We start from the raw sequence: 25,117 nt of genomic DNA, 5'->3' as shown, positions 1-25,117 counted from the left end.
ATTCGTACAGGTATTGTGAGGCATGACGAGCCCCACCTCCGTCACCCCACGGCGTTCCTTCGCGAAACGCATGGGCCGTACCGATGGTGCCCACCAACTGCAAGGCGTCCTGAACCCTTTGCTTGATACGCCGACAACGATGAACTTCATCAGTCAGACGCTGCGCAGGACAACAAGTGAAGCGCCAGATGCCCCGTGGGGTCAGGAACCGACGTTGTCCTACCGGGGCGGTCACGCCGTCAACACTTCCCAGACCTTCATGAATCTCAGGTCAGGATGACCTGTGACAATGGATGCAGCAGGGGGCAGCCGCTCTGGATCAGGTACCTCCCGAATCTTCACTCCGGAAGCTATTTGGATGGCGTCCGAGACGGCGAATGTGATGCTGAGCCGTCTCTGCACGACATTCGCCTCACTTCCAGCGAACTCACCATTCCCTTCCCGGCAAGCAGGAGGTTCACATGACGGTCCGGAACCGGTTGCACGACAGCACGCTGGCATTCCTGCGGGACGGCTACGCTTTTATCCTTCGCCGCAGCGAGCGGGACCACACCGACGTGTTTAAGACCCGGTTGCTGCTGATGCCTCTGACGTGCCTCCACGGCGAGCAAGCAGCACAGCTGTTTTATGATCCGTACCGCTTTGAGCGGCGCGGTGCAGCCCCGGCCCGCGCACAGAAAACCTTGCTGGGTGAGGGCGGCGTGCAGGGAATGGATGGGGAAGCACACCGGGTACGCAAGCAGATGTTCATGTCGTTGATGACCTCTGAACGCCTGCGTGACCTGAAGAACTTCACTACGGCCCAGTGGCATGCTGCGGCAGTGAAGTGGGAGACGCAATCTCAGGTTGTGCTGCTCGATGAGGTGCAGGAACTGCTGTGCCGCGCCGTATGTCGCTGGGCGGGCGTGCCGCTGCGGGCTGGCGAAGTCTCCCTGCGGACAGCGGATTTCGCTGCCATGATTGACAGCGCTGGTGCGGTGGGCGTCCGGCACTGGCGAGGACGGGTGGGGCGCGCGCGTGCGGAACGCTGGGCGGCAGGGTTGATCGCTCAAGTCCGCGCGGGGAAGCTCAAACCCGACCAGATCAGCGCGCTGCACGTCATCGCGCATCACCGGGACGTGTCGGGCGCGCTGCTGGACGAGCATGTCGCCGCTGTGGAGTTGCTCAATGTCCTGAGGCCCACCGTGGCCGTCGCGCTGTACGTGGTCTTCGCGGCGCTTGCCCTTCATGACTTTCCAAACGCAGCTCGGCAGCTAACTGAGGGCGGTCAGGCGGCGCGAGAGCACTTCGTTCAGGAGGTGCGGCGGTTTTATCCCTTCTTCCCCTTTGCCGCGGCGAAGGTCCGCCAGGACTTCGAATGGCGTGGCCATAAGTTCACGCGGGGACAGCGGACCCTGCTCGACCTGTACGGCACCAACCACGACCGTCGCGTCTGGGGTGACCCCGAAACGTTCCGCCCGGAGCGCTTCCGGGAGTGGAACGGCAGCGCGCACAACTTCATTCCGCAGGGCGGTGGAGATCACTTTCAGGGGCACCGCTGCGCTGGAGAGTGGATCACCACAGCGCTAATGCAGGAGGCCCTTCACTTCCTCACCGAGGAAGTGAAGTACACAGTACCGCCGCAGGATCTCCGTATGAGCCTCAGGCGCTTTCCAGCACGACCGGCCAGCCGCTTTGTGGTGCATGATGTTCGGCGCAGCGCCCTCGCGGCAGGTTGATCGTGAACGGCTCCGTTGCGCTCACCCCAGAGCAGGAAACCCTCCTCATTCCGTTGGTGGCCAAGGCCCGCCAGGACGCGTGGTCAGATCCGATACTGCCCGATGAGACGGCCGCGCAGGTGCTGCGCGGCCTGGGGCGGACCGTTCCCACGCTCCCGGTGCTGCGCGGTGACGCATTCGGCCTGGCGTTGCGCGCCCGGCAACTGGACCAGTGGACCACCGCATTTCTCATGCGGCAGCCAGCGGCCACCGTCCTCCACCTGGGGTGCGGACTGGACGGCCGGATTGACCGCGTTCGTCCGTCGCCTCAGGTGCGCTGGTTTGACCTGGATCTGCCGGAAGTCATCGCGCTCCGCCGTGCGGTGTACCCCCGCACAGAAGGACCCGGGTACCAAATGATCGGAGCACCTGTGACCAATGGGCAGTGGCTGGCACAGGTTCCGACGGACCTCCCAACGCTGATCGTCGCCGAAGGCCTCCTGATGTACCTACCGGAGGCGGACGTCCGTCAGCTGGTCATACGGCTCAGCGAGACGTTTTCCTCGGGTGAGCTGCTGTTGGATGCTCTAAGTCCGCTGGGTACGCGTCTGGGCGCGTGGCACCCTGCCTTACGGGCTTCAGGAGCGCGGTTGCGGTGGAGTCTGCGCGATCCCCGTCAACTGATGGCGTGGGCACCGCACATGACACTCCTGGAGCATGTGGGCCTGCTAGACCTTCCGGGGTTCGCCCGCTTACGCTCCCTGGAGCGGCTCGCCTGGCGGACCGTGAGGCGGATTCCCACGCTACGCGAGTTCCACCAGCTGCTGCGGTACCGCCTGTCATAGACGGCGCACCACATTTCCACTGATCTCGGCGTGCGTCAGGGAGAGCCCTGAAACGTCCCGCGCACTCGCAGCGAATGGCTGTTCTGACAAGTAGGTGAATTTGCATGAGTGACAACGACGAACATAACCTCGACGCCAACCAGGCGGCTGACCGCCGAATCCTGTGGCTGGTGCTGCTGATCAACCTCGCGCAGTGCTTGGCCGGCGTTGCGGTCGGCCTCTGGGCTTCCTCGACCGCCGTGATTGGAGCAGCCCTCGACAATCTGGCAGACGCTTCGGTGTACGGCGTCAGCCTGTACGCGGTGGGCCGCTCCGCAGCCATCAAGGTACGGGCTGCGCGCCTGTCCGGCTGGCTCCTGATTGGGTTGAGCGTGCTGCTGCTCGCGGAGGTACTGCGCCGGTTCTTCGGTGGTGAAGAGCCCATAGGCCCCGCAATGATGGCTATGGCCGCAGTCAACGCCGGGCTGAACCTGGTTTGCCTGCACCTCCTCAAGCGCCATCAGGGCGAGGATGTCAATTTCAAGGCGTCCGCTATTTTCACCAGCAACGACTCCCTCGTGAACCTGGCCATCGTGCTGTCCGGCGCGCTGGTCATGTGGTTGGACTCCAACCTGCCGGACCTGATTCTCGGCCTGCTGGTGTCGGCCATCGCCGCCAATGGTGGCCGGGAAATCCTCGCTGAAGCGGCGGAGGCCCGGGAAAAGGCACCCTCCGGAACCCATTGACTCTGATGTGAACGCAGCGCAGCGTTACCTGGCCGTGAGCCACCTTGTTTCAATCCAGCGGCCCAGGGCATCCGTGCCCTGGGCCGCTGACCGCTTTTATCGAAGCTGAACACACGGCCGCTACTGTTCACGACAGGAAGGGCGCGCTCGGGTTGTCAACCCTGGTGCCCTTCCGCGGAGCGTCACCTCAGGAAAATTCCTGCCACCAACTCAGAGACAGAAAGCGAGGCACCTATGGACATGGAGATGATGAGCGCGCTACCCGCCTGGTGGGCACCCGCAGCTTGGAGTTACCTGATCGCTTGCATCGTATCTGCGGTCATTCTGGCGTACGACATCTACGGCCGCCGGCAGCATCAGCAGGTGCTTGCCATGAAGACTGTCTGGCCGGTCAGCGCGTTATTTTTAGGCCCGCTCACGCTCCTGCTGTATGCCCGCTGGGGCCGTGCACATGGTCAGAACAACACTGCCGGGCGCGCAAGCCGGATGACTTGGCTCCTGATGGCCCTGCTGCCAGGAGCAGCGGCCTCGACCGTCGCCCACTTGATCGGCGTGCCCCTGGTCTTCAGCGCTGGATGGACCATCGCTGGCGAAGCGTTGTGGGCGGTGGCATTGTTCATCCTGATCGTCGCTACGCTCCTGCTGCTCTGGTTCGAAGTGCTTGCCGCCTCCCGTCAGCGGGCAGCCCGCCCAGCCGCGCTGTTCCTCGGTGCCCTCGTGACGGTGCTTGCCTTTGATGTCGGCATGGTCGGTTGGATGCTGTACCTGCACGGCAACAGCCTGATGCAGCCCATCACGGACGTGGTGTTCACCGCGCAGATGCAGATCGGCATGCTGCTGGGCATGCTCACCGCCCTGCCTGTCGCCGCGTGGCTCACCCCCAAATCAGCCGGCACAACGCTGAACTCCGGACCTGAATTGCAGCCCGCCGTTCAACCCCGACACCGCTGAACCCAGCAGAAAACGGCCATTCAGGCGCAGCCCAGCATGCGAGCTGCGCCTGAATCACGTCATTCAGTGCAGCACCAGGCACCGCCTCTCCACAAGGACACTTCCTCGCCCACCTCCAGCGTGAGGGGCGGCGTTTATTGAAACTGAACAGAGGGCTGACACCATAGGCCCGTGAAAAGAACCCTCACCCTGCTCGCGGCGCTGGCCGTCACCATGGCCGGCGCGCATGGAAGCGATAGCAACGCGGTCGGTCAACTCCGCGCGCGTGACGCGCACGCCCTGCTGTGGCTGCCGGACGGCCGGCTGCTGTTCGGGCACCATGACGGCGTGCAGGTCAGCTCCGACCGGGGCGTCACCTGGAAGCCGCTGCTGGATAAGCCAAACTTCGACGCCATGAACCTCCAGCTGGCCGGCGATCAGATCGTCCTGGCGGGGCACGACGTGTACGCCACCTCACCCGACGGGAAGCGCTGGACCGCCCGGACCGCCAAGGGGCTGGGTGGCACTGACCTGCACGGGTACGCGGTGGACCCCAGCAACGCCAGGAGGCACTACGCGTGGGAAGCTGCGACCGGGCTGCACGGCAGCGCCGACGGGGGCCGCACCTGGAAGCGGCTCTCAGCGCGTCACCTTCCGCCAGGGGTGACGGGCATCGCTGCGGGTGCGAAAGGCAACCTGTACGCCCTGACGGCCAGTCGCGGCCTGTGGCAGTCCAGGAACGGCGGTCAGACCTTCACCGCCCTGCGCACCCCGGAGCAGCCGCTGGCCGTCACTGTAGCTGCTGATGGTGCCCTGTGGGTTGGCGGTAAGACGGGTGTGTGGCGGCAGCAGAGCGCCGCCTGGGCGCGCGTCGCGGACGACCTGGCCATTCTGCTGGCGGTGAACCCCAGACGACCCGACCAGGCGGTCTGGGTGGATGGTCAGGGAGCGGTGCACCGCACGGAACACTGACGCTGCGCTGAGCAGCGCCGTTGCCGCTTTATCGTCGCTGAACGAACGCCGGGTACGGTACAGACACCGAGCATTCACCCGGCCACGAGAGGTTCCTATGAAAAGCGTTTTCCTGACCACCATGTTGGTCCTGACCACCGCGTTCGCCCAGGGCACCCCCCGACCCTCCACGCCTCCCGCGATGGGGCAGGGCGGTGGCATGGACACCATGATGAAACAGTGCATGCAGATGATGCAGCGCATGGGAGGTGCTGGAGGCATGTCCATGATGCAGGGCATGGGCAACTCCGGCGGCACGCCCATGATGGGCGAGCGCCCCAGCGCCCCAGCCGGGCGCTCGCAGACTGCCGTGGAAGCGGTCGCCCGAGCTTACCTGCGGGGACAGGCCGGGAGCGGAATGATCCGCGTCACCACCACGGAACGTCAAGGTGATTTCTTCCAGGTGCAGTACCTGATGGGCAGCAAGGCCGGCACTATGCGGGTACACGCGACCACCGGTGAACTCCTGAGTGCGGGACGGTAGGTGACCCTCGACCAGAACCCCGCGGTCAGGGATGTCTTCCGGGCCAGCTGTTCCACACCGGGGATGGGCGGGGCCGCCATAAGCGTGCCCACCTGCCGTCCTGGAGGGTGACATGGCAAAGCTGCTCACGTACAGCGCCTGTATGACCGGGCGGCCGCGCGGTACGACGAGGCGACGTCCGCCCGCCTGCTCGGCGACCTGCGCTCGGCCCTGCTGGCCCACGCCCGCGGGAACGTGCTGGGACTCGCCGTCGGGACCGGCGCGACGTTCACGCATTACCCCGCCACGCTCCGGCACCTGACGGCCATGGACGTGAGCGGCGCGATGCTGCATGATGCGCACGTCAAATTCCTGACCGTGCCGTTCCCGGTGCGTCTGATGCAGGGCGACGTGCAGACTCTGCCGTTCGGGGACGCCAGCTTCGACACGGTCGTCAGTTCCCTCGGGTGCTGCGGCATCCCGGACCCGGCGCGACTCTTCGCGGAAGTGCAGCACGTGCTGCGTCCCGGCGGGCAATTCCTGGCGCTGGAGCACGTCCGTCCGCCCCACCGTTTGCTGGCGGCGGTCGCGGACACCATCGACCCCGTGTTCGACCGCCTGATCGGCTGCCACCCGAACCGGCCGACCGTGGACCTCCTGCATGATGCGGGGTTTCACGTGACAGTCCTTGAACAGCGTCTGGGCGGGATTCTGGTGACCCTCCACGCCACCCCCGCCTCCGGGAATGCCCATCTGGTTCGTGCAGGTGCTCCGTGACCAGGAAAAGGCGGGTGGCCGGGCAGTTGAGGTCATTGTGGAAGGATCTGCTGCGGCCCCTCGCGTTGGCTCTGATTGTCACGCAGCTGATCGCGACGCTGGTCAGCGTGAGTGGCTTGAGCATGATGCCGACGCTGCGTGACCGGGAGCGGGTGTTCATTCCTAAATACGAAACGTGGCTGCACAAGGCCGGCCTGGGCACCTTCGCGCGTGGGGACATCATCGTCTTCAAACCGTCCCGCGACGTTGCCGCGGCGGCACCTAGAGGCCCAGGGAGGACGGCGGGCTGGTGGACGTGCCGGCCGTCCCTGATCAAACGGGTGGTCGGCCTTCCCGGAGACCGCGTGCGTATCCAGGGAGTGGAGACGTTCATCAACGGCCGGAAACTGGATTCCCGCTGGGCCACCACGTACTGGCAGGAACAGGGCTGCTGGGACACGCAAAGCGACCTGGCCAACGGGACGCCCCCCGGTGCTGCGCCAGCGAACCCGGTCACGCTGACGGTCCCGGCCGGTCAGTACTTCGTGCTGGGAGACAACCGCACAATGAGCGGCAGGGAGGATTCACGTCTGTTCGGCACGGTGCCGCTCCGTGACATTGCCGGGCGGGCCACGGCGGTCGTGTGGCCCGTCACCCGGAAGGTGAACGCGCAGTTCGACTGCGCCGGGAAGCGGGTCGCGGCCCTGGACGGCTCCACCGTGCGGAACTGGCGGCTCCTTCAACCTCCGCAGAGCATCGTGACGTTCGGAGCCGCGCGGCCCCAGTGGCCTCACCTGCGCGTGCCCGTGACAGGTCAGGCGCTCACCGAAAACCGGACGCAACCCGAACCGGCTGCTTTACTGACACTTAACAGTGGCCGGGTAGGATCCCATGCAGGGCAAGCCAGCCACCGTCGAGGGTGAGTCCTGGCGTGCTGGGCCGTTCCCACGTGCGGCCGTCAGCACTGATGTCATGCGCTGGCCAACAGCCAGCCATCTCCCCATACCGTTCGTCTCCTTTGAGGTTCATGTGATTGATGTCGTTGTACCGTTCGTGACTGGTTTGACCGCGGGAGGCCTGAGTTGCCTGGCGGTGCAGGGTGGGCTGCTCAGTACGTCCATCGCGCAGCGGGTGGAACACGATCAGCGGCAGGCCGCCCAGCGCAGGGCGAGCGCTGAACCGATCGCGGTGTTCCTGCTGGCCAAACTGATCGCGTACACGCTGCTGGGCGCCCTGCTGGGCGCGCTGGGGTCGTTCCTGGCGCTGACGCCCACCATGCAGGCCGCGTTGCAGCTGGCGGTGGGTGTCTTCATGATCGGGAACGCCCTGCGGCTGCTGGACGTCCACCCGGTCTTCCGGTTCTTCGCCATTCAGCCACCCAGGGCAGTGACGCGCCTGATCCGCCAGCGGTCGAAACGTTCCGGGGACGCGGCCACGCCCGCCTTCCTCGGGGCCCTGACGGTGCTGATTCCGTGCGGGGTGACACAGACGATGATGGCGCTGGCCATCAGCACCGGGGACGCCTGGAGCGGCGCGACCGTGATGTTCGCATTCACCCTCGGCGCATCCCCGCTGTTCTTCACCCTGGCGTACCTCGCAACGCAGATCGGACAGCGGCTGGAACGGGTGTTCCTGCGTCTGGTGGCGGGGGTGTCACTGGTGCTCGGCGTGTACGCCCTGACCGGCGCGCTGGCGCTGCTCGGTGTTTCCGGTTCCCTTCAGGCGATCGCCAAGCCAGCCCCGGCGCAGACGCGCCCGGTGGCCGCCTCGGACACCCTTGAACTCCAGGTGATCGACCGCGGGTACGCCCCGGACGTGCTGTATGCCAAGGCGGGTGTACCCGTCACCCTGACGCTCGTGACCCAGAATTCGTACGGGTGCGCGCGGGCTTTCACCATTCCACGGCTGGGCGTGCGGGAAATCCTGCCGGAAACAGGCCGGGTGGTCGTGCAGCTGCCTCCTCAGGGCCCAGGGAGCCTCCAATTTGCATGCTCGATGGGCATGTACGGCGGGCAGATTCAATTCCAGTAAACTCTGGAGGCATGACATGACACGAATTGAGTTCACAGTGCGGGACATGAGCTGCACCGCCTGCGTGATGACCCTCGAAGGCTTGGAAGATGACGTCCGGGGAGTGCTTCAGGTGAAAGCCGACTACCGGCGCCAGCGCCTGACAGTCGAGTACGACGACGCGCAGGTCACCGCTGAGGAGATCGCGGCGGCCGTGCGTGCGCTGGGGTACGAACCGCAGCCCTGGCGGGGACGTGACCCGCATTGAAACGCCGGACAGAGGCCCGGACTTCACGCCGGACGGGCAGGTCGGACCTCCCCGTCCCTCGGCGTGGCAAGCGGCAGGTGCACGCTGAAGGATGTGCCTTGCCCGGGCGTACTGATCACCCGAACCGTGCCGCCCATCGCTTCAATCAGGTGCCGCGACACGGTCAGGCCCACACCAGCCCCCACGCTTTCGTGCGCGTCCCGCGCGCGGGACTTGTCCGAGCGGTAGAAACGTTCAAACACGTGCGGCAGATCCTCTGGGGTGATGCCTTCTCCGGTGTCCTCCACGTCCACCCGGCCGGACCTTCCATCCTCGCGCACGCAGACAGTCACGCCGCCATGATGCGTGTGACGCAGGGCGTTGGACAGCAGGTTCACCAGCACCTGCGTCAACCGGTCCGGGTCGGCGACCACCTGAACATCCTGAATCACGTCCAGCGTGAGGGTCAGGTTCTTGTTTGCGAACGGCCGTTCGAACTGGGTGCAGGCGGTGTGGGCCTGCGCGGCGAGTGACACAGGCACCGGCACAACAGGAATCACCCCCGCCTCCGCCTGCGTAACGAGTGACAGGTCCTGGGTGAGCCGCTCCAGGCGCCGGATCTCCCTGATGATGTCCGGCCCGGCCTCCTCGATCCGGAACACCCCGTCGAGTAGGCCCTCAGTCAGTCCGCGCATGCCAGTCAGGGGAGTACGCAGCTCATGCGCGACGGTGCCGATCAGCTCGCGCCGGCGGGCCTCGGTCGCTTCGAGCGCTTCAGCCATGCGGTTGAAGCTGCTGGTCAGTTCTCCCAGTTCATCGCGGCCCATTTCCGGCAGGCGCTCCGAGTAGTGCCCGGCCGCGATGCGGGTGCTCGCGTGACTGACGCGCTGTACAGACCGCAGAATCTGACGGCTGACAAAGGCACTCACGATCAGCGCCACGAACAGGGTCACGGTGCTCGCCACCACCAGCGCACTCCCGAACGCGCCGGTGAACCCCTGGGAGAGCTGACGGCGCATTTCGGGAATGTCAGTGATGCCGAACATCTGCACCATCTCCTCGATGTGCCCCTTGTAGAAGAGTGGCGCGGTCAACTCCGCGACCACGATCATGGTGGTCGCGGCCAGCGCGATCACCGCCAGATACGACGCCAGCAGCTTGGCGCGTAACCCCATGCCGCCGCCTGGCCGTGCTGGCCTACCCGGCGCGGCCAAAGCGGTACCCCACCCCCCGCACCGCCTGGATGAAGCGGGGGGATTGTCCGGATTCACCCAGGTGCCGCCGCAAGCTGACCATATGGACATCCACGACCCGGTCGACTCCCGGAAAGTCCTCACCCCACACGCGGGTGATCAACTCGTTGCGCGTAAAGACCCGCCCGGGAAACTTCGCCAATTCGTGCAAAAGATCAAATTCCAGCGCGCTCAACTCTAAAATTTGACCCGCCAGGCTGGCCATACGGGCGACCGGATCAATTCGCAAGTCCTCGTACACGACGGGGAGCGGAGCAGATTCACCTGCGCTCCGGCGCAGGATGGCTTTGACCCTGGCCACCAGTTCCCGAGGGCTGAACGGCTTGACCACGTAATCGTCCGCGCCGAGTTCCAGGCCAAGCACCCGGTCAAACTCTTCTCCCCGGGCAGTGAGCAGAACGACCGGCACGTTGGAAGATGCCCGAATGCGTTTGCAGACTTCCAAGCCGTTCATCAGGGGCAGCATCACGTCCAGCACCACGAGCGCCAACCCACCAGCTTCGGCCTGCCGCAGACCATCCAGACCATCTGCGGCGATCTGGACTTGGAATCCTTCACGTTCCAGGTACGCCGCAGCCACCTTGCGGACGCTCGGTTCGTCATCCACCACCAGCACCTTTTTCATGAGTACGGGCAGTATGTCAGACGTGATTGCCGCTCAGAGGCCAGGCACGCCGATGGTCTCCAGGCCCATGTTCAATCGCTCGCGGGTGAGGCCGCCCCGGTCCATGAACTGGATGACCCCCTGCCGATCGATGAAGACCGTTTCTGGAATGCCCGCCACCCCATAGTTGATGGCGGTCGCAGATTTCGGGTCCCGCAGGTTGGGGTAGGCCAGCGCGAACTCACGGATGAACGTGCGGGCGTTGGCCTCTTTGGGCTCCTGAAAGAGAATCCCGATCACGGCGAGGCCCCTGCCCGCTGTTTGCCGCTCACTCAACTCGCGGAACAGGGGCGCTTCCTCCCGGCAGGGCGCGCACCACGACGCCCAGAAATTCAACACGACCGGTCGGCCTTTGAGGGCGGCGAGGCGAACATCAACCCCATCCAGGCTTTCCAAGGTGAAGTCTGGAGCCGGTCGCCCCACGAGAGGGCCACCGGACGTGGCGTTCCGGGCGGGGTTCAGCAGCGCCACGGCCAAACTGGTGGCGAGCCCGGCCGCAAGAAGGGGGGGCAGCAGGCGCTTCCACAGGGGAGGGGGCCGGTCGGGCGTCACGGCGCCTCGCCCATTGACGCTGGAAGGTCTTGACTTCCCGTCCGGCAACTCCAACGGCCTTGCCTCATCGGTTGGTCCGGCCGGTGCGTCTCCCAGCGGCTTTGTCGGTGCTCATTCATGGTCCAGGCCCTCCAGACGGGTGTGGTGCTCTTCTGTTGGCGCGCCCCCGGCCCTGCGGTTTCGCAGCATGGCCTCGATGGCGCGCACTTCTGAAGCCTGTGAGACGATCACCCGCTGGGCGAATGCCTGCACCTCCGGCCGCTGCACCCGCTTCAGCGCGCCTCTCGCCATCGTCACGCCGCCCTGGTGATGCCGGCGCATCAAGGTCAGGTACTGCGTTTCAGCCTGATCGACCGGAAGGCTCTGCAGGGCCCGCTCCTGTTCTGGGGAAGCGAGGCCCATGTGCGCGCGGTGCAGGCCCGCCATGGGCGCTGCGATGCCCGAGAGGGGACGGCCCCACGCCATCAGCCAGCCGCCCATGTGGCCTATCTGCGCCTGCTGCGTGAGGAGGATGTCCTGCGCGAGGCGCTTGACCGCTGGGTCCCGGGCGCGGTCGAAGAGGGTGACGCTCATGTTCACCGCCTGCGCGTGATGCGCGCTCATGTCCCGGGCGAACGTCACGTCGGCGCTGCCCTCCGTGGGCGAGCGGGGCCAGAGGGCGGCGGAGAACACGCCGAGGACCGCAGCGGCCAGCGCGCCGCCTGCCCACAGGCTCAGACCGTGCCGCTGTACGCGCCGCTGCATGAGGCCCCGATCTCGGGCGCTTCCCCGCCCTGCTCGTACTTCTGCAAAAACCGCTTCAGGCGCGCGTCTGTGGCGTCCTGCACGTGCAGCTGTTTGTTCCACGCGGTGATCACCACTGGAGCGGTCTGGGTGTCGTGTGGGGAGAGCAGGGCGTGGGTGCGGCCCTCCACCAGCTGTTTCAGGGCGTTCACCTGCTTGGCAGGCAGGTCCGGCGTGTAGGTGAGCCACACGGCGCCGTGTTCGAGGCTGTGTACGGCGTACTCGTCGTAGAGGGGGCGGTCGTACACGCCGCAGTTCTGCCAGGCCGGGTGGTGCGCGCCGCCCGCCGGTGGCCGCTGGGCGTAGTGGACGCGGCCTTCCTGGTGGTCGCCCCCGTCGTGCTTGAAGGACGTCACGCCTTCGATCTCACGTTCGCCTTGACTGCAGGAGGCGAGCAGGACGGTCAAGGTCAACAGCGTTCTCGTCATGGGTTCTCCTTCCGCAAGAGGCGGCCGGCGCGGCGAGGCGGGCTCAGGCCCGGGCATGAACAGTCAGGCCTTCAGGTGGTGAAGCGTTGGGCCGCCGTGGCGGTCGGCCCCAGGGGGAAGATGGGCGCAGCCGCCCATGCCCATTCGGCCTGTTACCTGTAAGCCTGTACAGGTATACTGAAGATAGCCCATGCATGTGTCCCGTTGCTGTCCACCCACCCCCCCGGTTCACGGGCAGGGGATGAGCACCGTCCTCAGGCTGGGCGGCCCTGTGCTCCAGGCGGTCCGGGCCCGCGTCCTGCGCTTGGGAGGGCCGCTCGAACCGCGTGCTCTGAGCCACGCGCCGGGCGTTCCTGGGATGTGCCGCAGCGCCGAAGGCTCAAGGCTCACCCCCCTGTGGTGACCCCGCCATCTCGGCTTCACCCCCTCCAGAGGTCCACGATGCCCCGATTCTCCAGTGCACCGCCCCGCCCCGGGGCCATCACCAGCCTGCTGCTCACCGCAGCGCTGGCCCTCGGCGCGGCCCAGGCCGCGGCGCAGACGGGACCCGTTCAGGGCGCCCCGCCCCTCCCGGTGAAGCCCACACCGCAGCTTGGCGCGTCGGCACCTGACGCGGGACGCCCGGCCTCTGCGGGGTAGCCTGCTGACACCAGGCCCGCGCCCGCCTTTGGCAGCCCGAGATTCAGCAGCGAGGGCGGCGCGACGCGCGTGGTCTTTGACCTCCCGCCGGGCGTGACGTACCGGTTGACCCCCACCGCAGATGGCCTGCGCATCGACGTGTCTGGCGCGCCGGTCCTGCCGGCCGTTCGCCCGGCGCTGGGCCCCAGCGTGACGGCCTACCGGTCTTCAAACACGCAGGTGTGGCTGGCCACGCCCTTTGCGCTCGCGCGGACGGAGGGGTGGCGGGCCAGTGAGGCGACCCTCGCGCGCGGCACACGCGTCCTGATTCTGGATTTTGGCCCCACGCTGCACGGGGGGGCAGGGGACTCCTTACGGGGGCTGCTGCGCGCTGGTGCGTTGGTGGCTGCGCCGCAATCCGCTGGAGGGAGCGTGGGCCGCCCAGGAAGCCCAGCGGTGAACGCCGCGCCCCGCCCCGTGTCGTCCAGCGCGCCGCTCGACGCGGGCCTGACGCCGAGCGACGTCATCTCCTCGGCGGCGGGCGTCACGCCGCCGCCCACCCCTCCGGCCCTGCCGGGGCAGACGCCCGGCCAGCCGAGCGCCCTGAGCGGAGAGGCGCCGGGCCGCCTTCAGACAGGCACCCCGCTGCCGACGCCGCGCATCAGCACGAATCCCGGCTTGACCCGCGTAGTGCTGGACCTGCCGCCCGGCGCGCGGTACCGCATGGTGCCCAGCGGCCTTGGGTTGAGGGTGGAATTGACGGGCGTCAGCGCTGAGGCGCGCTCTGCTCAGAATGTCAGTCCTGAAGTGCGGGCGTGGCGCTATGAACCCTCGCCCGAGGGGGTCACGGTGACGCTGCTCACGGGCACGCCGGTCACCGCGCGCAGTGGCTGGCGCGCCCAACTGGTGGCGCCGCTGGCGGGGTCCGACCGGTCCCGACTGGCCATCGACCTTTCACCCGCCCTGGCGGACCTGACGCCCCTCACCGCCAGGGAGCGCGTGGTGGCCGCCGTACCCGCACTGCCCGCCTCGGGGGGCGCGGCCATCCTGGCGCTGAGCACCCAGTGGGTCAAGCCGCGCGTCGTCATTGACGCGGGGCACGGCGGGCGTGATCCCGGGGGTGTGGGCGCGGTGGTTGAAAAGCAGGTGGCACTGGACGTGTCCCTGCGCGTGCGGGACCTGCTGCGCCCGGCCGGGGTGGAGGTGGTCATGACGCGGGAAACCGACCGGGAGCTCCTGCCGGACAAGGCCGCGGATCTGCAGGCGCGCGCCGCCCTGGGCACGCCCGGCACGCAGCTGTTCCTGAGCATCCACGTGAACGCGATGCCAGCGGCCAGCGCCCTCCGGGGGTACGGCGTGGAAACGTGGTGGAATCCGAACCACCCGCTGTCCAGTGCCTTTGCGGCGTTGCTTCAGACCAACGTGATTGCTGTCACGGGCGCGTTCTCGCAGGGGCTCAAGAACAACCGCGCCCTGGCGGTGCTGCGCAACAGCCGCATTCCGGCCGCCTTGATTGAGATTGGGTACACCAGTCACCCGGTGGACGGCCTGAACCTCCAGAATCCCAACTACCTGGACCGGGTGGCGCTGGGTATCGCGCAGGGCGTTCGGGAAGCGCTGGTGACGGGCGTGAGCGCCAGCGGCGTCGCGGGGGCCGGCAAGTAACGGTGGACAGCGCAGCTGCAAGCTTCTATCTGTACAGAAGTGCAGATATGGTGGGTCAAGCTATGCCTCGGACCCAACGCCCGGCCCGCCACTGGTGGCTCCCTGTCCTGCTCGCGCTGCCCCTGCTGCTTTCCGGCTGCGTTCAGGGTCCCCCCTCGCCCAAGCCGATCGGCGCGTACCTGCGTGGCACGTACGAGCAGCCGTACGGCGGGGATGAGGTGCTGGTGACCTTGGCCACCGGCGAGCTGGTCAATGCCGTCTCGTACGCGGACGGCCCCACCTACACGCGCGGCCAGCCGGTCATCGTCTGGAACACCGGCGACAAATACGTCCTCCATGACCCCGTCCGTTTCCCGTATCTCGCCTGGCTGCTCGCGGCCGTCATGGTGATCGCCGTGGCCGTCGCCCGTGGGAAAGGGCTGCGCGCGATCCTGAGCAGCGCCCTGACCCTGCTGGCCCTCTGGACGCTCATCCTGCCTGTCCTGTTGTCCGGCCAGAGCAGCGCCCTCCTGACCCTCCCCGCCCTGGCGTTCGTGCTCGCCCTCTGCGTGTACCTCGTGCACGGCTGGAACTGGAAAAGCCACGCCGCGTTGACGGCCCTCTTCACCACCACCACCGCTGGCTACTTCTTCACCGTCTGGATCACGCACCTGACCTTCCTCAGCGGCACCGCCGACCGGTCGGCGGTCGTCGCGCAGAACTCGTACGGCCTCGACGCCCTGAGCCTGTATGTGGTTGGCGTGGTGCTCTCCGCCCTGGGGGCCATGAACGACATCACCGTCACCCAGGCGTCCGTTGTGGAGACCGTTGCCGACAGCCACCCCAGCCTGCCTTTTCGCCGGTTGTATGCCCTGGGCATGCAGGTGGGCGGCGATCATGTCGGGAGCATGGTGACGGTCCTGGTGCTGGGGTACGCCGCTGGCGCCCTCCCCCTGACGCTGCTCCTGCGGGCCAACCAGAGCACGCCCCTGTGGGTCACCCTGAATGGCGAAGCCATGTTCGCGGAACTGACCGGGTTGCTGATCGCCCTGATCATGATGCTGCTCGCGGTCCCGCTCAGCACGGCGCTGGCGGCCTGGTGGCTGGGCCAGCGGCATCACAAGCGGCAGCGTCTGCTGGAAGGCGCCCAGAACAACTGACCCATGCGGTAGGAGAGTTAGCGCAGAGGTGGCCTCTCGGGCGTCGCCGTGCGTCTGAGCAGGCGTCAATCAAGATTCAGGCTTTCGCGGGCCTGCAGACTGAAAGCTTCGCTGGAAACCTTCGCCGCTTTTACCGGCGATGTAAACCTCTAACCAGGCGTTCTGCGCGGCCCTGAAGGCACTCGTGCTACGGTACCGGTACCTCACACCCTTATGGCCCACCCCCCGCCACGCGCGCCACACACCCACCCCGCCCACTTCCTGGCCGGCCTGACCCTGGCCAGCGGCTGGGACGTGCTGACGCCTCTGGGCACCGCGGCGCCCGTTCATGAAGGGCAGCATTCGGTCGGCTACTTCGTGCGGCACCGCGACGGGCGCGAAGGGTTCCTGAAAGCCATTGACCTGTCTGACGTCTACCAGGCCCCCAACGTCATGCTCGAGCTGCAACTCGTGTCCGCGCAGTTCAATTTCGAAGTCAAACTGCTCGACATTTGCCGGGACCTGCGCATGCACCGCGTCGTGCGGGCGATGGATCACGGCGAGGAGCGGCTGCCTGGCAGCATCGTCCCGGTGCCCTACATCGTGTTTGACCGCGCGGCCGGGGACATCCGCGACCACTTGGCCATGACGACCATCGATTCGGTCTGGCTGCTGCACTGCGTTCACCACGTCACGGTGGGGCTGCAGCAGTTGCACGGGGCCCGGTACGCCCACAATGACCTGAAACCCGCCAACGTCCTGGTGTTTCCCGGGGACGGCTGGAAGATTGGCGACCTGGGCCGGGCCGTGGACGCCCGCGGCACCTCCCCCCACCACGAGCATCTGTTCTCCGGCACCATGGAGTACGCCCCGCCCGAAGTGCTGTATTTCGCGCCGTCCACCGAAGTCTGGCGGGAGCGCAAATGGGCTGACCTCTACATGCTGGGCGGGCTGGTCACCTTCCTGTTTACCCATCAGCACTTCAATACGTATTTGTACGCTGAGCTGGACGAGCCCCTTCAGCCCATCATCTTCTGCGGGGAGTGGGAAGGCAGCTTTGCGGATCTGGTGCCGCACCTGCTGAGCGCCTTTGGCCGGGCGATGCAGGCGGTCGAGCGTGATCTGCTGGCCCGGGTCGGGCCGGAGCTGACTCCCGACCTGGCCCGCTGTATCCGGGAACTCTGCTTTCCAGAGCCTGCCCGGCGCGGGCACCCGAGCAACGTCGGCACCCTTGACCCCACGGGCGTGCAGCGGTACGTGAGTCTGTTTGACCGGCTGCGGCAGCGGGCCCTGCTGGCCCAGCGGCGTGCGCGGTGACCCAGTTGCCGCGGCAGGAAGACCGGCGCGTCCTTCCGCGCTGGCGGGAGACCGCCACCGCCGTCCAGCTGGGCGAAGCCAACAGCCTGAACGCTGCGCCGCCCAAGGAAGCGCAGCGTGTCCGGGCGCAGGCCAGCGTCCGCCTGTTGGAGTTACAGACGGCATTTGCCCTACACCCTTCCGTGGGGCGGGCCGCTGAACTCACCGGCGCGGCCACCCTCCTGCGCCAGGTTGAGGGCGCGCAGGCCGCCGCCGCCTTTTTGCTGCGCCACCCTCACGACACCACAGCGCGGGTCTTGCAGGCCGCCCGGCACATCCTGGGCCAGCCGTTGGCCGGGTTGCGTTCCCTCCCCACAGCCAACCTGGATGAACTGGCCCCAGACGACATGCACAGTGAAGTGCGCCGGCTGCGCGCGAACCTGAACGCGTTTGGCCGCGACCCACTGGCCCACGTGGACCTGGCCCGCATGTACGCCGCCCTGGGCGCGACCCGCAAGGCCGAGCGGCACCTGCGGGTCGCCGTGGGCCTGGCGCCGCACCACCGGCTGGTGCTCCGGGCGGCCGTGCGGTTTTACGTGCACGTTCAGGCGCCAGACGAAGCGGTTGATCTGCTCCGGCGTCAACCTCGTACCCCCCACGACCCCTGGCTGATGGCCGCCGAGATCAGCGCTGCCATGGTGGCGGGCCTGGTGCCCCGAAGCATCAAACGGGCGCGCGAAGTGCTGGACCGCCGGGAATTTCGGCCCCACCACATCAGTGAGCTGGCCGCGGCCCTCGGCACCCTGGAACTCCAGGACGCCAAACCCAAAACCGTGCGGCGGCGGCTCCAACAAGCGCTGGAGCAACCCACCGAGAACGCCCTGGCGCAGGTGCAGTGGGCGGCCCCTCAAGTGCGTCTGGACCTGGATGAGCGCCAGTGGCCCGACGTGCCGCGCAACTTTGAGGCGGCCGGATGGGCCAGCTATGAAGCCCAGCAGTTTCAGGCGGCGCGCGCCGCTTACCTCGCATGGTTCCAGGATGAACCGTTTTCCGCAGAACCCGCGATCCTGGCGGGGTATCTCTCGCACCTGCTTGATCCCACCCCCAGCCGGGCCATTGACCTCACGCGCATGGCGCTGGCCGCCTCCCCGGACGAGGACCTGCTGCTGAACAACATGGCCTTCTACCTCGCTGAAGCCGGGCAGCTCGACCTGGCCCAGCAGTACCTCGCGCGGACCCAGCCGCTGCCCCCTGACACGGAACTGGGCCTCACGCTCAGCGCCACCCAGGGCCTGATCGCATTTCGCCGTGGCAACGAAGAACTGGGGCGCGCGCGCTATGAACAGGCCATCGCGGCGGCGCGCGCCCGGTCGCTGTGGGAATACGAAACGCTCGCCACGCTGTACTACAGCCGGGAACTGGCCCGCATTCAGGATCCATCTGCCCCGGAACGGCTGATGCGGGCGCGCCTCATGGCAGAAAAGATTGCGGAGCCTGGGCTGGTGCTGACCGCTCAGCGCGCCATGGCCGACGTGCTGGCCTTCAGTGAGGCGTAAACGCGGGGGTGGCCTGAGGCCACCCCCGCGCAAGGTTCGCTGATCAGGACGCTTTGAGCCGCAGGGCCGCCACCTGGGCGTCAAACTCCGCTTCTGTGATCACCCGCACCAGTCCGGTGTCATCGCGGCGGATCATGGTGTAGTAGCGGGAGTTGTTCTCCAGGCGGCCCAGCTGGACATTAAAGGCCTGAACCACCGTCGCACCGTCGGGACGCTTCTCGATTTTGACGGGCACGGTGCCCACCAGATAAAACTTGGTCATCTACTCACCGCCTCCTTCTGCACTGACGCTGGCCCAGACCTGCTGGTACATCAGTGTACTCGCATCAATGAGTGTATCCAAGACAATCCGCTCAATGGCGGACAGTTCTGCCTTGCGTTCGAGGACCCGCCGCATTTCGTACAGGCGGTGCTCATAGGCGTCCAGCTCATCAAATGCCGCGTGACAGAACTTAATTTCCGCCGCGTGCCCCTGCACAGAGACCACAAACTGCAGGTCGCGGTAGCCACTGGCCTGAGGCTTGAGGAACCGGTCTTGAAAGGCCAGCACGTCAAAGCCCTCATGCACGCGCGCCGCCGCCGCGTATAGGGGGGCGAGTTGCCCAAACACGTATTTGCCCCCCAGGATGTCGAGTGGCACCAGACCGAACAGGTTACCTTTCTCTTCCGTGCGGGCCCAGCTTTTGATGCCGTTCGGCCGGGGGGTGGCCCGCGCGCCAGAGAGGGTGCCGAAGAGCGTGAGTTGAGAGAGGAATTCGTTGCTCAGGTCCTGCGCCTGGGCATAGGCTTCTTGCAGATTCTCGGTGGGTTGTCGAATCTCGGCTGGCCGTCTGGGAAAGCGTACACGAAGCGCGTGCGTGACGTTGAGCAGCTCGGCCGACAGCCCATGTGATGAGGCATTGGGGGAAAGGTCATCTGCCGTCATGGAAGGTGGTCCAGTCTACTCAAGAGGTTCTCCCCGCCTACGCTTGATCGCCAGGCAGGTGGCAGGCGCCGGCTGAGCACCGGAGGTCACGTCCGTGGCGCAGGGCAATGTATCGGAAAACCACTGCCCCTTTTTGCAGGAAGGAGGCATCGGCCGACCTGGCGTCTGTCTGGGACCGACGCAAAACAGGCTGCGAATGGCCCTGAAGGCCGTTGCTGAAACCTGGTCCTGCACGGTGTGCCTTCAACTTCTGCCGCGCGTCCGTCTCGCCCCCCGTACAGTAGGTGTTATGGAGACTCCAGGCATCTGGGCGCGGATGCGCGCCTTTACCCGTGGCGAGCGCGACGCGCAGACCCTCTACGCCTACCGGCAGGCGGGTGCGGCGGTGCATCCCCTGCTGGACGCGGCGGAACGCCGCCGCTTCGACCTGCTGGTGGGCGGCGTCAGTCCCTTTGCCCTCAAGCGCCATGTGGGGCTGGAACTGGCCTGCGCCTGGAACGCTTTCGCCCTGCAAACCCTGGGGGACAAGATGCTGGCGGCCGATGAAACGGCCGATCCAGGCACCGTGGGCTTCGTGCCGCCCGTAACATTTGATCAGGTGGAGGCCTATTACCAGCAGGTGCAGCGCTGGCTGGGTCACGCCAGCCAGGCGACCCATGATCCCGACTTTGACCTGCCCCAGGGCACCCTGCCCGCTGCCCTGCCGGCCTGGTCGCCCGTGGAGCCCTGTCCCCGGCCCCACCTGGAGGCCATGATGGCGGCGCTGGAGGCCATGCGCCTGCATGCCGAAGCGGCGATGCACGGCCTGGAGGAGGCCACGCCCCCCAGCGATCAGGCCAGACTCGCCAAGCTTCGAGGTCAGTTTGCCGAAGCCATGTCCAAAGCCCAGTACGCCGCGGGCATGTACCGGCCGAACGCCTCCGCCGAACTGCATGAGCAGATTGAAACCCAGGCCAAAGCCGCCATTGAAGCCCTGTACCGGGCCGGCCAACTGATCAGCTACCCGGCCCTGATGAATGAGCGCCCGCCGGGCACAGGCGCGCCCAAGCGCCCACGGGGAGGTGGGCCCTTCCTGCGCACGCCGCTGCCCGGCGAGAAGGGGTTTGACCCCTGGGCCATGACCGATCCAGCGTCCACCGCGTCCCTGAAACGCAACCCGGATGCAGCGCGCGTGATTGCCGAGATGTGGGCCCTGGACCCCGATCCAGCCGCAAGTGTGGCCCTGTGGGATGACATCCGGCGCGCCGTGGAGACGGGTGGCGCCGCCATCGCCCGGACCAGCAGTGGCACGCCCGTCGGCTTTTACTTCTGCACACCCTACTGCGCCATTTACGAGGCCAAGCGGCCACTGCGGCTGGGCGACACGTCGGTGGCGCCGGGGGAGCGCTTCACCCTCGAATGTGCGGCGGAAGGCGTGCGGGTTGGCTACCCCTTCAAACGGGAAATTGTGACTGGCACGTTTCAAAGCGCGGCCATTGATTACTGCGACCCGGATCAACCGCCCCCCCACGAGTAAACCGGCGCTCTGAAGGTCACCTGAGGACGACAACCCGGCGCAGGCCAGGGGCGGGGGCAAGGACGTTCACCAGTTCCGCCGCCGCCCATCCACCCTGCACGGCTCATCAGGATTCGGGTACACCCGTGATGGAAGAACGGGTGTACCCCACCGAAGACAGAAGGAAAAACGGGGACGGAGCGGCGTGAAGGCACCGAAACTTCGGTGCCGGAACGGATGATCCGGAATCCGGCTCAGGTCTCTGCCCCGATTGGCTCCACAAATCCCTTGTACGCAGCAAGGAACACCATGGCAACAACCGTCATGGCCACGAGGGCATACCGGAGTTCCGATTGAGGCAGGCCTCCCGCGCCTTCCCAGAACAGGCTCACCAGTTTGCCGCCGGATGTCCCCGCCGCAATGACGCCCAGCAGGGCGGCCATCAGCCATTGGAACTGCTGTCTCTTGAAATTTCGACGTTCTTTGAATTTTTCAAGATTCAGAGTCGTATTGAATGCGATGGCCGCTCTTGTTGCTTCGATGTTGTGCGCCTTCTGTACCTCAGTGAACCAATCATTGAGCTCACCGAAGTGAAAAGGACGTCGACTGGCGTAGTCATATAACGTCTGGCGCTTCCGGTTGGTGATCAGCTCCTCAACAGTGTGGGCGTGAAGGAGAGCGCGCTCCTCACATTGCCACAGACTGCCATTGATGAAATCCACCAAATCCACATGTGATTGAAGCGCATAAATCAGTTCGTTGGCGTTCGGGTCATCTCCTTCATATCCATCACGTCCTGAGCGGGAGTACACGAACAGGTTGAGGGCCTGACCGGTATAGCTCAGATAATCCTCCGCTGATCGCAACGACTCACCCAGATGTTTCTGCGCCTGAGGGCCAGGAATGTCCTTGGAGCGGCTCATGATGTGCCCCAGTTCTGCGGCGTATCTGCTGTGAATGTCCGAGGCGGTCGGGGGATGATTGCGCATGGAGAGCAGGTACACGTTCGGGGTGCCGCGCCAGAATTCACCCTGTTCGTAGCGCGCTTTTTTTGGCCCAAGAAGCCGATAGCGCCACCCTATCCTGGGCTGATTGAGGAGTGTCGTCAGCGCATTGCTGAGCATGGTGGTGACGGTCGTCAATGACATTGGCGCCCCCTCCCCCTTGCCTTCTGGATCAAGCGAAATCAAATCGTGGTCGAATGAATCGGGGCCACCCTCTACTCGGTTGACGGAGCGGGCAATCAGGTTTTCAAGCCTTTGCCACTGGCGCAGCGCTGAGCGCCTGCTCTCGTAATACTCATCTTCGAAGATCAACTTCCGCCCATCTAACTTCATCAGGGCTGGAGGCACGAGGATATCCGTGGCCACTGACATGGGCGAATTCAGGAAGTCGTCGATCAATTCCCGAGTCGAGATCAGATTTCCATTTGACATCAGGCGGAAATGCATCTGGAAGACCCCGTTCTGGTGAACGGTCAGGGACGGGTAAAGCCTGATGTGCTTGCCCGCCGTCTTGAGCTCACAAGGCTCCAGGAACGCCCTGAAATAGAGCAGCTCCTTCGCCACCATTGGACTCACGTAATGATGCTCGAAAAACCTCATCTGTGCGGCGTGGAGGGCAGACTGCATTTGATAGGGCCCCAGCCCCTCGGGAAACGTGAACGCGGCCGTGCGCGGCCTGACGAATGGCTCCCGATGGATGTCGAAGGGCTCAGCGTGAATGGACTGAGATTTCCAGATGAGAAAGCCTTCGGAGTAATGCGAGACGACGGCCAGACCCGACTGAACGACATCAGCCGCCAGTTGCATGAAATGGTCATGTCGAATGGCACCCGTGAAGTATGTGGTGTAGGCAAAGATGATGTCCCAGTCCAACCAGATCAGCACGTCAACTGTGCTTTTACCCAGGCTGACCGACAGTGGACGAAAAACGTCCAGGGACCGCTCATTGAAGATGGAGGGACACACTCCCTGTGGTCTGATGAACGTCAATGTTTTGGTGTGCAGCCCGGCAGAGACCGCGTACCTCTCCACTTGCGGGACATGGTTGAAACGGGACACAGCGTCAGCATAGGACTGAGCGCGACGCAGTGGACGTGGTTTACGCGAGAGGAGCGACGGTTGACGTCAGAGGGCCAGGCCATTGCGCCAAGCGACAAGGCGCGATGTGCCTTGTCCATCCCACGTCTCTGGACGGACGACAGGTGCATCAACTGGCCCTCCGCCTGCGCGCTGGATCATGACCAGCCACCCCGGGAGGGCCACCAGGAGTGCTGGACTGGGCCACTGCCAATACGCTGTTCGCCCTTTGAATTGGCATGTGGGCCGCCGAGCAGGTCGCGGTGCACAGCGCCTGACGCCAGATTCTTATACTGGTGGCCCATGACCCGCTTCTCACTGGCCCTGTTGACCACAGCCCTCCTGAGCAGCGCCTACGCCGCGCCGCTGACGGTGACCGTGCTGCACACCGACGACCTGCACGGGCGCCTGGAGCCCACCAAGATCGGCGACAACCTGTACGGCGGTTACGCCCGGCAGGCCACACTGGTGAAGCAGTTCAGCGCACAGGACCCAAACCCCCTGGTCCTGTCGGGCGGCGACACCTTCCAGGGCACACTGTTCTACAACGTGTACAAGGGTCTGGCCGACGTTCTGTTCATGAACCTGATGGGCTACGACGCCATGGCGGTGGGCAACCATGAGTTCGACGATGGTCCAGAGGCGCTGGCCAAGTTCGCGGAGCGGGCCACCTTTCCGCTGCTGGCCGCGAACCTGGACGTCACGGCCGAGCCCCTGCTCAAAGACCGGATTAGACCCTATGCCGTGATGACCGTCGGCGGGCAGCAGGTGGGCGTGATCGGCGCCGTGACGCCGGACCTGCCGCAGATCAGTTCGCCTGGCCCGAACGTGAAAATGCTCGAATTGATGGCGAGCCTGCGCAACAGTGTCAGCGCACTGCAGGCCCAGGGCGTCAACAAGATCTTTCTGGTCTCGCACCTGGGGTACACCCTGGAGCAGGAGGTGGCGCGGACCGTCTCCGGCATTGACGTGATTGTTGGTGGGCACTCGCACACCCTGCTGGGCACCTTCACCAACAAGGACTTCCCGGCCAGCGAGGGGCCGTACCCAACCATTCTGCCGAACCCGGACGGCAACCGGACCCTGCTGGTGGCAGCGTGGGAGTGGGGCAAAGTGCTGGGGCGCCTGAAAGTGACCTTCAATGACAGCGGTGCGGTCGAAAGCTGGGAGGGGAACCCCGTGCCCGTCACCGCTGACATCGCTGAAGACCCCACCGCCAAGCGCATGGTGGAGACGCTGACCGTGCCGATTGCGAACCTGCGCCAACGGGTGATCGGGCAAACCACGCGCGGCCTGAACGGCAACCGGGAGATCGTGCGCCGGCGCGAGAGCACCATGGCGAACGTGCTGGCCGACGCCGCGCTGGCCGCCGCGCAGAATGCTGGCGCACAACTCGCGTTCGTGAATGGCGGTGGCGTGCGGGCCAGCATCAACGCTGGCCCGATTACCTTTGACGAGGCCATCACGGTGCAGCCATTCGGCAACACCCTGACGGTTCTGACCCTGACGGGGACCCAGATCAAGGCGGCACTGGAACACGGCGTGGCCACCTGGAGTGAGAACAAGGGGCAGTTCCTGCATGTCAGCCGCGGCGTGAGTTACACCTTTGACCTGGGGCGCCCAGCGGGCAGCCGCGTGACGGCCGTGACCTTGAACGGCCAGCCGCTCGTCGACGCCCAAGCCTACAAGGTGGCCATGAACAACTTCACGGCGGGTGGAGGGGACGGGTTCACGATGTTTCAGGGTGCGCCCCGCCTGGACACGGGGACGCTGGACGTGGACATCCTGGTGCGTTACCTGCAGGGGCAGCCTGCGGTGGACGCTGAGCCAGAAGGCCGTATCGTGATTCTCAACGAGCCCAAGTGAACAGGACAAACGGCGCCCCCAATGGGCGCCGCCGCATGAAAGCCTGACCCATGTCAGGCTTCTTCAGTGTACAGGTGAGGTGAACGACGGCCACGCCACCCCCAGTGTGGTCGGCACAACGGGTCGCCTGCAG

Annotated in this window: 24 protein-coding genes; 16 read left to right on the top strand and 8 right to left on the bottom strand. The window is 65.8% G+C overall.

Annotated features, from left to right (window positions below):
- Positions 1-461: 461 nt before the first annotated feature.
- From K7W41_RS20730 to K7W41_RS20685, 10 genes are all read left to right on the top strand, one after another.
- Complete coding sequence (locus tag K7W41_RS20730; RefSeq protein ID WP_224612227.1) at positions 462-1,718, top strand: cytochrome P450; 1,257 nt, start codon at positions 462-464, stop codon at positions 1,716-1,718.
- Between the two features lie 2 nt (positions 1,719-1,720).
- Positions 1,721-2,542 (top strand): class I SAM-dependent methyltransferase, encoded by an 822-nt coding sequence (locus K7W41_RS20725; protein ID WP_224612226.1) that lies wholly within the window; start codon positions 1,721-1,723, stop codon positions 2,540-2,542.
- Between the two features lie 104 nt (positions 2,543-2,646).
- Entirely contained in the window at positions 2,647-3,267 is a 621-nt protein-coding gene (locus K7W41_RS20720) for a cation transporter (protein WP_224612225.1), read from the top strand.
- 234 nt (positions 3,268-3,501) lie between these two features.
- On the top strand, positions 3,502-4,218 hold the full coding sequence (locus K7W41_RS20715; protein WP_224612224.1) for a DUF4396 domain-containing protein: 717 nt from the start codon (positions 3,502-3,504) through the stop codon (positions 4,216-4,218).
- A 171-nt stretch (positions 4,219-4,389) separates the two neighbouring features.
- Positions 4,390-5,169 carry a WD40/YVTN/BNR-like repeat-containing protein gene (locus tag K7W41_RS20710; protein WP_224612223.1) on the top strand — a complete coding sequence of 260 codons (780 nt, stop codon included), beginning with the start codon at positions 4,390-4,392 and terminating at the stop codon, positions 5,167-5,169.
- A gap of 97 nt (positions 5,170-5,266) precedes the next feature.
- Positions 5,267-5,692 (top strand): hypothetical protein, encoded by a 426-nt coding sequence (locus K7W41_RS20705; protein WP_224612221.1) that lies wholly within the window; start codon positions 5,267-5,269, stop codon positions 5,690-5,692.
- A gap of 234 nt (positions 5,693-5,926) precedes the next feature.
- Positions 5,927-6,448, top strand: a complete 522-nt coding sequence (locus K7W41_RS20700; RefSeq protein ID WP_380058713.1) for a class I SAM-dependent methyltransferase — start codon at positions 5,927-5,929, stop codon at positions 6,446-6,448.
- A 35-nt stretch (positions 6,449-6,483) separates the two neighbouring features.
- The gene (gene lepB, locus K7W41_RS20695; protein WP_318010932.1) at positions 6,484-7,350 is read left to right on the top strand and encodes a signal peptidase I; all 867 of its coding nucleotides are present in this window, start codon (positions 6,484-6,486) and stop codon (positions 7,348-7,350) included.
- The gene (locus K7W41_RS20690; RefSeq protein WP_224612219.1) at positions 7,319-8,458 is read left to right on the top strand and encodes a sulfite exporter TauE/SafE family protein; all 1,140 of its coding nucleotides are present in this window, start codon (positions 7,319-7,321) and stop codon (positions 8,456-8,458) included. The genes lepB and K7W41_RS20690 overlap by 32 nt, the downstream gene beginning before the upstream one ends.
- 16 nt (positions 8,459-8,474) lie before the next feature.
- Complete coding sequence (locus K7W41_RS20685; RefSeq protein ID WP_224612218.1) at positions 8,475-8,705, top strand: heavy-metal-associated domain-containing protein; 231 nt, start codon at positions 8,475-8,477, stop codon at positions 8,703-8,705.
- Positions 8,706-8,728: 23 nt separating this feature from the next.
- Here the strand turns inward: K7W41_RS20685 and K7W41_RS20680 are convergent, their stop codons facing one another.
- The 5 genes from K7W41_RS20680 to K7W41_RS20660 form a co-directional block, all read right to left on the bottom strand.
- On the bottom strand, positions 8,729-9,859 hold the full coding sequence (locus K7W41_RS20680; protein WP_224612217.1) for a sensor histidine kinase: 1,131 nt from the start codon (positions 9,857-9,859) through the stop codon (positions 8,729-8,731).
- A 22-nt stretch (positions 9,860-9,881) separates the two neighbouring features.
- Entirely contained in the window at positions 9,882-10,562 is a 681-nt protein-coding gene (locus tag K7W41_RS20675; protein WP_224612216.1) for a response regulator transcription factor, read from the bottom strand.
- 33 nt (positions 10,563-10,595) lie between these two features.
- Entirely contained in the window at positions 10,596-11,153 is a 558-nt protein-coding gene (locus K7W41_RS20670) for a TlpA family protein disulfide reductase (RefSeq protein WP_224612215.1), read from the bottom strand.
- 111 nt (positions 11,154-11,264) lie between these two features.
- Positions 11,265-11,897 carry a DUF305 domain-containing protein gene (locus K7W41_RS20665; RefSeq protein ID WP_224612214.1) on the bottom strand — a complete coding sequence of 211 codons (633 nt, stop codon included), beginning with the start codon at positions 11,895-11,897 and terminating at the stop codon, positions 11,265-11,267.
- Positions 11,867-12,364, bottom strand: coding sequence for a DUF3105 domain-containing protein (locus K7W41_RS20660; RefSeq protein WP_224612213.1), 498 nt, complete (start codon positions 12,362-12,364; stop codon positions 11,867-11,869). Before K7W41_RS20660 ends, K7W41_RS20665 begins: the two co-directional genes overlap by 31 nt.
- A gap of 708 nt (positions 12,365-13,072) precedes the next feature.
- Between K7W41_RS20660 and K7W41_RS20655 the strand changes: the two genes are divergently transcribed.
- The 4 genes from K7W41_RS20655 (at position 13,073) to K7W41_RS20640 (ending at position 18,617) form a co-directional block, all read left to right on the top strand.
- The gene (locus K7W41_RS20655; RefSeq protein ID WP_224612212.1) at positions 13,073-14,647 is read left to right on the top strand and encodes an N-acetylmuramoyl-L-alanine amidase family protein; all 1,575 of its coding nucleotides are present in this window, start codon (positions 13,073-13,075) and stop codon (positions 14,645-14,647) included.
- A 62-nt stretch (positions 14,648-14,709) separates the two neighbouring features.
- Positions 14,710-15,786 carry a YibE/F family protein gene (locus K7W41_RS20650; protein ID WP_224612211.1) on the top strand — a complete coding sequence of 359 codons (1,077 nt, stop codon included), beginning with the start codon at positions 14,710-14,712 and terminating at the stop codon, positions 15,784-15,786.
- Positions 15,787-15,999: 213 nt separating this feature from the next.
- Entirely contained in the window at positions 16,000-17,082 is a 1,083-nt protein-coding gene (locus K7W41_RS20645) for a protein kinase domain-containing protein (RefSeq protein ID WP_146160737.1), read from the top strand.
- The gene (locus K7W41_RS20640) at positions 17,079-18,617 is read left to right on the top strand and encodes a tetratricopeptide repeat protein (RefSeq protein ID WP_224612252.1); all 1,539 of its coding nucleotides are present in this window, start codon (positions 17,079-17,081) and stop codon (positions 18,615-18,617) included. The genes K7W41_RS20645 and K7W41_RS20640 overlap by 4 nt, the downstream gene beginning before the upstream one ends.
- A 43-nt stretch (positions 18,618-18,660) precedes the next feature.
- Here the strand turns inward: K7W41_RS20640 and K7W41_RS20635 are convergent, their stop codons facing one another.
- Both K7W41_RS20635 and K7W41_RS20630 read right to left on the bottom strand, forming a co-directional pair.
- Positions 18,661-18,879: a hypothetical protein gene (locus tag K7W41_RS20635; RefSeq protein ID WP_107139242.1), complete on the bottom strand. Its 219-nt coding sequence runs from the start codon at positions 18,877-18,879 to the stop codon at positions 18,661-18,663.
- A complete protein-coding gene (locus tag K7W41_RS20630; RefSeq protein WP_107139243.1) occupies positions 18,880-19,542 on the bottom strand; it encodes a hypothetical protein in 663 nt (220 codons plus the stop codon).
- Between the two features lie 289 nt (positions 19,543-19,831).
- Here K7W41_RS20630 and K7W41_RS20625 point away from each other — a divergent pair, with 289 nt between their 5' ends.
- Entirely contained in the window at positions 19,832-21,058 is a 1,227-nt protein-coding gene (locus K7W41_RS20625) for a hypothetical protein (RefSeq protein ID WP_224612209.1), read from the top strand.
- A 233-nt stretch (positions 21,059-21,291) separates the two neighbouring features.
- Here the strand turns inward: K7W41_RS20625 and K7W41_RS20620 are convergent, their stop codons facing one another.
- Complete coding sequence (locus K7W41_RS20620; protein ID WP_224612207.1) at positions 21,292-23,100, bottom strand: hypothetical protein; 1,809 nt, start codon at positions 23,098-23,100, stop codon at positions 21,292-21,294.
- 321 nt (positions 23,101-23,421) lie between these two features.
- Here K7W41_RS20620 and K7W41_RS20615 point away from each other — a divergent pair, with 321 nt between their 5' ends.
- The gene (locus K7W41_RS20615) at positions 23,422-24,984 is read left to right on the top strand and encodes a bifunctional metallophosphatase/5'-nucleotidase (protein ID WP_107139583.1); all 1,563 of its coding nucleotides are present in this window, start codon (positions 23,422-23,424) and stop codon (positions 24,982-24,984) included.
- Positions 24,985-25,117: the final 133 nt, after the last annotated feature.

The organism is Deinococcus multiflagellatus (assembly GCF_020166415.1).
Lineage (GTDB): Bacteria > Deinococcota > Deinococci > Deinococcales > Deinococcaceae > Deinococcus > Deinococcus multiflagellatus.
The sequence above is the reverse complement of the archived record's forward strand: the minus strand, read 5'-3'. Positions and strand labels throughout refer to the sequence as shown.

Excerpts from the sequence above, each read along its gene's own strand:
- K7W41_RS20730 (WP_224612227.1), top strand. The coding sequence starts at position 462 with ATGACGGTCCGGAACCGGTTGCACGACAGCACGCTGGCATTCCTGCGG.
- K7W41_RS20720 (WP_224612225.1), top strand. The coding sequence starts at position 2,647 with ATGAGTGACAACGACGAACATAACCTCGACGCCAACCAGGCGGCTGAC.
- K7W41_RS20715 (WP_224612224.1), top strand. The coding sequence starts at position 3,502 with ATGGACATGGAGATGATGAGCGCGCTACCCGCCTGGTGGGCACCCGCA.
- K7W41_RS20705 (WP_224612221.1), top strand. The coding sequence starts at position 5,267 with ATGAAAAGCGTTTTCCTGACCACCATGTTGGTCCTGACCACCGCGTTC.
- K7W41_RS20690 (WP_224612219.1), top strand. The coding sequence starts at position 7,319 with ATGCAGGGCAAGCCAGCCACCGTCGAGGGTGAGTCCTGGCGTGCTGGG.
- K7W41_RS20685 (WP_224612218.1), top strand. The coding sequence starts at position 8,475 with ATGACACGAATTGAGTTCACAGTGCGGGACATGAGCTGCACCGCCTGC.
- K7W41_RS20680 (WP_224612217.1), bottom strand. The coding sequence starts at position 9,859 with ATGGGGTTACGCGCCAAGCTGCTGGCGTCGTATCTGGCGGTGATCGCG.
- K7W41_RS20675 (WP_224612216.1), bottom strand. The coding sequence starts at position 10,562 with ATGAAAAAGGTGCTGGTGGTGGATGACGAACCGAGCGTCCGCAAGGTG.
- K7W41_RS20665 (WP_224612214.1), bottom strand. The coding sequence starts at position 11,897 with ATGCAGCGGCGCGTACAGCGGCACGGTCTGAGCCTGTGGGCAGGCGGC.
- K7W41_RS20660 (WP_224612213.1), bottom strand. The coding sequence starts at position 12,364 with ATGACGAGAACGCTGTTGACCTTGACCGTCCTGCTCGCCTCCTGCAGT.
- K7W41_RS20650 (WP_224612211.1), top strand. The coding sequence starts at position 14,710 with ATGCCTCGGACCCAACGCCCGGCCCGCCACTGGTGGCTCCCTGTCCTG.
- K7W41_RS20645 (WP_146160737.1), top strand. The coding sequence starts at position 16,000 with ATGGCCCACCCCCCGCCACGCGCGCCACACACCCACCCCGCCCACTTC.
- K7W41_RS20635 (WP_107139242.1), bottom strand. The coding sequence starts at position 18,879 with ATGACCAAGTTTTATCTGGTGGGCACCGTGCCCGTCAAAATCGAGAAG.
- K7W41_RS20630 (WP_107139243.1), bottom strand. The coding sequence starts at position 19,542 with ATGACGGCAGATGACCTTTCCCCCAATGCCTCATCACATGGGCTGTCG.
- K7W41_RS20625 (WP_224612209.1), top strand. The coding sequence starts at position 19,832 with ATGGAGACTCCAGGCATCTGGGCGCGGATGCGCGCCTTTACCCGTGGC.
- K7W41_RS20615 (WP_107139583.1), top strand. The coding sequence starts at position 23,422 with ATGACCCGCTTCTCACTGGCCCTGTTGACCACAGCCCTCCTGAGCAGC.